The organism is Pseudomonas sp. QTF5, assembly GCF_000512695.2.
Classification (GTDB): Bacteria; Pseudomonadota; Gammaproteobacteria; order Pseudomonadales; family Pseudomonadaceae; genus Aquipseudomonas.
The window spans coordinates 1-5,904 of record NZ_AZRW02000075.1; the positions used below are offsets into that span (position 1 = coordinate 1).

The window sequence follows — 5,904 nt, forward strand, 5'->3', positions numbered from 1 at the left end:
CATCAAAAACAGTATTGCAGAAAAGGGGGTAACCATAGATGTGGGAGCGGGCTTGCTCGCGAATGCGGTCTCCCGGTACCACTAATTTCCCCCGCAATCCCGATTCCCGTGTAGGTGTATCAGGTATGTCAGGTGTGCTTCAGTTCTTCTTCACCTGCGCACGCACTCGTTCTTCCTGCTCGCGCAATTGCGGTGTGAACTCGGTACCGAAGTCTTCGGCCTCGTACACCTGGCGAATCTCGATCTCGGCTTCAGTGCCCGGCATCGGGTTGGGGCAGCGCTTGACCCACTCGATCGCTTCCTCTTTCGACTTCACCTGCCACAGCCAATAGCCGGCGATCAGCTCTTTGGTTGCGGCGAACGGGCCGTCGATCACCGTGCGCTGATCACCCGAAAAACGCACCCGGGCGCCTTTGCTGCTGGGCTGCAGGCCATCGCAATCGATAAGGATGCCGGCCTTGGCCAGCTCCTCGTTGAAATTGCCCATCGCGGTCATCAGTTCTTCGCTGGGCATCACACCGGCTTCGGAATCCGGGCTGGCTTTCACAATGATCATGAATCGCATGGTCTTGTCTCCACTGGATTTGAGTGACTCACTTCTTAGTCGAATGGCAGCCGCCTGAATCGACACTACCTCCAACAAAAGACCGCAAAAGGAGCGGATTTGTTACCGGCGTGGGTGGCTCATACCCCCAAATAGCACCTCGATTTAAATCCACACCTATAACTATGTACCGCACCTGACTGCGGCTTCATCGACATGCTGTGCCCTACAGACAAGGAGAGACTGTATGGCACAAAACACATTGAACGATGAATCGACAGGGGAAGTTGTCATCAGGCCGGGATCCTCATCCTCGGGCAGCGTTTTTAGCGTCGGCGGAGGGGTTTCAGGCGGATTCGGCGGTACGAGCAGCAGGAAGAGAAAAAGGGCCCGAAAACGGGCCATGGAAGCGCATCGTCAGGCACAAGAAAAAGCGCGTGTGCAGGCTCAAGCCGAGGCCGCTCAAGCACAGGCTCAGGAACAGGCCCGCGTCCAGGCTCTTCACCAGTTTCTGGCGGGGCTGGCGCAGCGTCATGACGCCATCAGAGCCGAAGTGGACCGCCGCTTCGCCGAGACGGCCGCACAACTCGCGCCATCCCTTGAACGCGAAATCTCGGCGGCGCGACGACCGCCCAACAGCGACGATAGTGAGCGCTATCAGCTTTACCTGATCACTAAAGAAAAAAACGAAATCGACGGGCTGCTCGCCCGCAAGACCGCTGAGCTCAATGCAAAAAACGCGGTTGCTCGATCCTTCGATGGACACGATCCATTCACCCGCACTCGAATGATTACCTGACGCGATTGGGGGCGTTCGGCCAAGCACTCAATGATGGCCACCAAATTTGGGAAAGTGCTTATAACGCGGCCCATGAAGCGCGGTTGCTGACGTCGCAAATCAATGCACTTACGGATAAATCCAATGCCTTGGCCAGGCATCACGCCGAGCAGACGGTTGTCTGGCGGGAAAGGGAGGCCGTGTGGGAGGCCCAGCGCCAGTACGCCGAGCAGCGTGAAGCACGCATTCGGTTCAAGCAGCAGGCCGATGAAGATGTGCGGGGTGAACGGGTCAGGCAGGCCAACACGCTGAAGGCTCCCGTTACCTCGGTTGCCGCTGGCGGGATGGTTTTGACGCGTGACGGGGCATTCGTGGCGCGGCAAGCGGGGGCAGCGCTTGAAGCGGCAGTTCAGTCTGCGGTCAGAACGCTCACTGATTTCGGGCGTATCGCAGTAAAAACGGGGCCGGTGTTCGTCACCGCGATGGTGTACTCGCCCACCCTTGACAATGGCGAGTTGAGCGCCGAGCAACGTCGGCGTTTGTTCCAGGCTGTCGCTATTCCTGCGCAAGCGCTGGGGCTTTCCGATGGTCGAGCACTGCAATCGATTGCTGATTCCGGGGGCTCGGTGGAGGCGGCATACCGGCTCAAACCCGAAGCCGTGCCGGAGGGCACCGCCATCATCGCTGTCACTACGGGCGATGAGATTGATGCTGATGTGCCGGTCATCAATGCGGTACTCGACCCGCTGACCGGGTTCTACAACGCACAGATCCCCGGATTCCCGACCAGGCACCTTCAATTCGCGCCGGACGCTGCCGCTCAGGCTGCCACGACGAGCCAGGCGGGGCTGGCGAAGTTGACGCCGCAGATCCAAGACATCCCGGTAGGTGTCGACCTGCGCATTCAAGACTGCATTGTTTGCGTACCGGGCCTGCCGCCGACGTACCTGTCCTTCAATCTGCCACCCATGGGCTCGGGCATCGTCACCGGAAACGGTCAACCGGCCACGGCGGACTGGTGGAAAACGGCGAGCAAGGTGACGGGCGCAGCAATTCCGACGCAAATCGGCGATCAGTTTCGAGGTCGCGAAATCAACTCGTTCGAGGCGTTTGATCAAGCGCTGTGGCGAACGCTGGGCGAGCATCCGGCGCTCACTGCCCAGTTCGATGAGGTGAACAAAAAACGCGTCGAACAAGGCTTCGCACCGTACGCGCCGAAAAGTAAATGGGTCGGTGAGCGACGCGAGTTCGAACTGCGTTATCAGGAGCGGGCAGAGCTTGGCGCCAATCCTTTCAACCTCGACAAAATCAGCATCACCACGCCGCAAAGCACCCACGGACAGTTGGGGATCACCCCTACGGTTCTACCCTGGCCAATTCGCCCCGTTGGCGTCGGAACCTGGACACCCCTGGTTCCGCCAGGTATCGAACACCTCGGTCCTACAACCTCACCGGTTATACCGTTGATTCCAGCGGTTTATCCCGGCACGCCGGTCATCCCGGTCCTACCGCAAAACGAGACGTTTCCGGCTGTTGACGAAGGGCAGATCGGTGCCAGTATTCCTGGGTATCCGGCGGATATGGAGTTGCCTTCGCCGGATGTTCTGTTTCTGGACCGGCGAGATGATCCGGGTGTGGCGATGGGGTTTGGGGAGTCGGTTTCAGGAGTATGGCTAGGCGATGCTGCACGAACGGACGGTGCGCCGATTCCCGAGCAGATTGCGGATCAGTTGCGGTGGATGGAGTTTCGTAATTTTCATGGGTTCAGGCGGGCGTTTTGGAAGGCTGTTGCGGCGAATGCAGGGTGGAGCAACCAATTTAGAACCATTGATTTGATCTTGATGCGAAAAGGCAAAGCGCCCTTCGCCTCGCCTAACGATAGGAACGGAGGGCGAGTCAAGTTTGAGATTCATCATGTTTTTGAAGTTGCACAAGGAGGAAGTGTTTACAACATGGATAACTTATTAGTCATGACGCCTAAGCGGCATATTCTTCTACATAGTAAAGGAGCTGACTGATGGAGTTTAAAGAGCATTTTGAGGACTACACAGAGTCTGAATTTCTGGAGTTTCTTCGAGGACTTTTTGAAGGTGGGCGAGATTTGTCTGATGATGATTTCGACGCATACATAATCAAAGGTGTATTGCACTTCGAGGTGGTGACTGAGCATCCGGATGGTTCGGATGTCATCCTCCACCCTAAGGAAGGTCAGGAAGATAGCCCCGAACGCATCCTGAAAGAAGTCAAAGAATGGCGCGCACTCCACAATAAACCCGGCTTCAAATCGGAATAACTGCACTGCTTTGAATAAGAAATAAACGACGCACATCTGCTCATGACGACTGAGCAGATGCCGTCGCCCAGTAGGTCAGAGCCACAAGGAAGAACCAAAGATGGAACTTAAAGCAACACTCAAGGAGTACACCGAATCGGAATTCCAAGCCTTGGTGAACAGAATCTGGGCCGTCGATCTGCCGAAACAGGATCACGACGACTGATCAATCATTTCGACCGCATCGTCGGTCACCCCAAAGGGGCGGACCTGCTGTTTTATCCGCCAGAGGATGACTATAACGCCCACTCCTTCGGCTCGGTCGTGTACTACGTCAAAGACTGGCACCACAAACAGGGCCGTGCTGCGTTCATGGGGGAGGGCGCTCCTGTTCCACGTCCCGTTGCTGCAAGGCCACCCACCCCGTTGACCCCGGCGCGGATGACGCAGCAGCGTATTGCGCAAAATCTGGCTGACGTACAAAAAATCGCCGTTGATCTGGCGGCTTCAGAGCGCGCGGCAGAAGTTGCACTCAGTCTTTTCGAGCAACGCATCAAACACCTGCGTCAACGACAGAGCGAACACGTGGACATCCGTGGGCGTGAGGCGGAAATCCGTGTTCTGGAGGCCTCTGAATTTGAAGGGCGTCTGGCAGCGCGTCGGTACGAATTCTGGAAAATGCGCATCGAGTTCAAAAGGGACAGCGCGCGGCGCGACCTGTCCTACGCCCGGTCCGAACACGCGCAGTGGCAAAGCATCGCCCAGCAGATCAACGTTATTTACGACCGTTATCTGGCGAAGTTGAACGAGATCAATCAACGCCTCCATCGCTTTCAAACGGACGCTGAAGCACTGCTGATGGTCGCGCAAACACAGCTCGTTGATCAGCGTTACCAGCAGGGAACAGGGCCGACTCAAGCGTCCGGGCGGCTGTTTGCACCGTTTGCCTTTGCCAATGCGCGACCAGGTATTTTCCTCGATGGTGGTCTTTCGCAACCCTTGGAGACCCACCGGGTTGCACTGCAAAAAGCCATACGCTCGGCAGTGGCGGAGTTTACCTGGCAGATAACCTCGGGAGCGCAAGACCATCAAGGTCAATACGCAGCGGTGCTGCAATTCGATTTTTCCAGTCGGGCCGAAGTGGGGAGGTATGGGCTCAGCGTTCCTCTGCTCGAGTTGCTGCCGATCGAGGGCCAGGATTGGCAAGGCCTGGCCGCGACGGGGGCCGACGTCGATCTTCCGTTCAGGATGAGCAGCGGCACGTACGCCGTTCCGCCAGGGACGATGTCCCGAGGCCTGAGAGAAATAAAGACGTTGTTTCAGGTGGCCATTACGCCGACTAATGCCAATGTATTGTCGTCCAGAGTGAGGGTGCGAGCCGCCGTCTGGAATGAGCAGCTGAAGACCTATTGTATTACCGCTGACGGGCCGGTCCCGGCAATGGTGAGCTGGAGCGCGCCAGCTAACCTTGAAACCATCTCGACCCTGACGCCAGCCCCCGAGTATCGGCTGGGATTCCTTCGCTCTTCGCCTGTGCCTGTGTTGGAGTCCTTCAGCGACATGGCCGCGATTCGTTTCGATGACTATGTCGTCGTCTTCCCGCCAGCGTCTGGCATGGACCCGCTTTACATCATGTTCAGAGATCGGCGCGAATATCCCGAAATGGCCGTTGCTGAGCGAAGTCCTGGCACGACTTTGCTCCAACGCAGCTACTAATCAATCCTCCGCCAAACAAAGGAATGCTACCGTCTATGCCTGTTCTGGAACTCACTACCCTGATCCCCAACCGCACACCTGAGCTAGTCCTCGACTTCTGCCTGGAAGGCGTCAACTTCCCGAAGATCTTTCCAGAGCGCGTCACACTGTTGAGCGATATCGATTTAAGTAACCTGCGCATCGAAGCCGGTCGCCAGTTCCGCTTTTGCCATTGGATGTTCAATATCATTCCTGTGAGCTGGACGGTGGTAATCCGCGAGGTGGGCGAGCACCATTTCATCGATGAAATGCTCAAGGGGCCAATGGCTGCCTTTCGTCATGAACATCGGGTGGCGGCGGGTGAGGGCGGTACGCTGTACACCGACCGTGTGACCTATGCGGCCATGGGGGGCGCGCCGTTGGAGTGGCTGGTGGTCAATGCCTACATGCGGCGGATTTTCGAAGCGCGGCACCGCAATATGCTTCGATTGCTGGGCTGACACCGATCTGTCTGTAGGAGCGAGTCTTGTGTGGCGAGGGAGCTTGCTCCCGCGAGAGTGTCAGATTTTTTGTGTGCGGGCCGGTAACGGCCTGCCGTCAGGCAGGCCTTCATTT

At 57.2% G+C, this 5,904-nt stretch carries 4 protein-coding genes and 2 pseudogenes; 5 read left to right on the forward strand and 1 reads right to left on the reverse strand.

The window, feature by feature from the left end:
- Nucleotides 1-139 precede the first annotated feature (139 nt).
- Entirely contained in the window at nt 140-565 is a 426-nt protein-coding gene (locus IC37_RS28550; protein ID WP_030129944.1) for a YciI family protein, read from the reverse strand.
- 226 nt (nt 566-791) lie between these two features.
- Between IC37_RS28550 and IC37_RS28555 the strand changes: the two are divergent.
- The 5 genes and pseudogenes from IC37_RS28555 (at nt 792) to IC37_RS28570 (ending at nt 5,789) form a co-directional block, all read left to right on the forward strand.
- Nucleotides 792-3,340, forward strand: a pseudogene (locus IC37_RS28555) (S-type pyocin domain-containing protein).
- Nucleotides 3,340-3,615, forward strand: coding sequence for a bacteriocin immunity protein (locus tag IC37_RS28560; RefSeq protein WP_030129943.1), 276 nt, complete (start codon nt 3,340-3,342; stop codon nt 3,613-3,615). The pseudogene IC37_RS28555 and the gene IC37_RS28560 overlap by 1 nt, the downstream one beginning before the upstream one ends.
- Nucleotides 3,616-3,837: 222 nt before the next feature.
- Nucleotides 3,838-3,906: pseudogene (locus IC37_RS30780) on the forward strand (hypothetical protein); the annotation flags it as partial.
- A gap of 12 nt (nt 3,907-3,918) precedes the next feature.
- A complete protein-coding gene (locus IC37_RS28565; protein ID WP_256580808.1) occupies nt 3,919-5,310 on the forward strand; it encodes an S-type pyocin domain-containing protein in 1,392 nt (463 codons plus the stop codon).
- Between the two features lie 35 nt (nt 5,311-5,345).
- Nucleotides 5,346-5,789 carry a polyketide cyclase gene (locus IC37_RS28570; RefSeq protein ID WP_030129942.1) on the forward strand — a complete coding sequence of 148 codons (444 nt, stop codon included), beginning with the start codon at nt 5,346-5,348 and terminating at the stop codon, nt 5,787-5,789.
- The last annotated feature ends 115 nt before the right edge of the window (nt 5,790-5,904 follow it).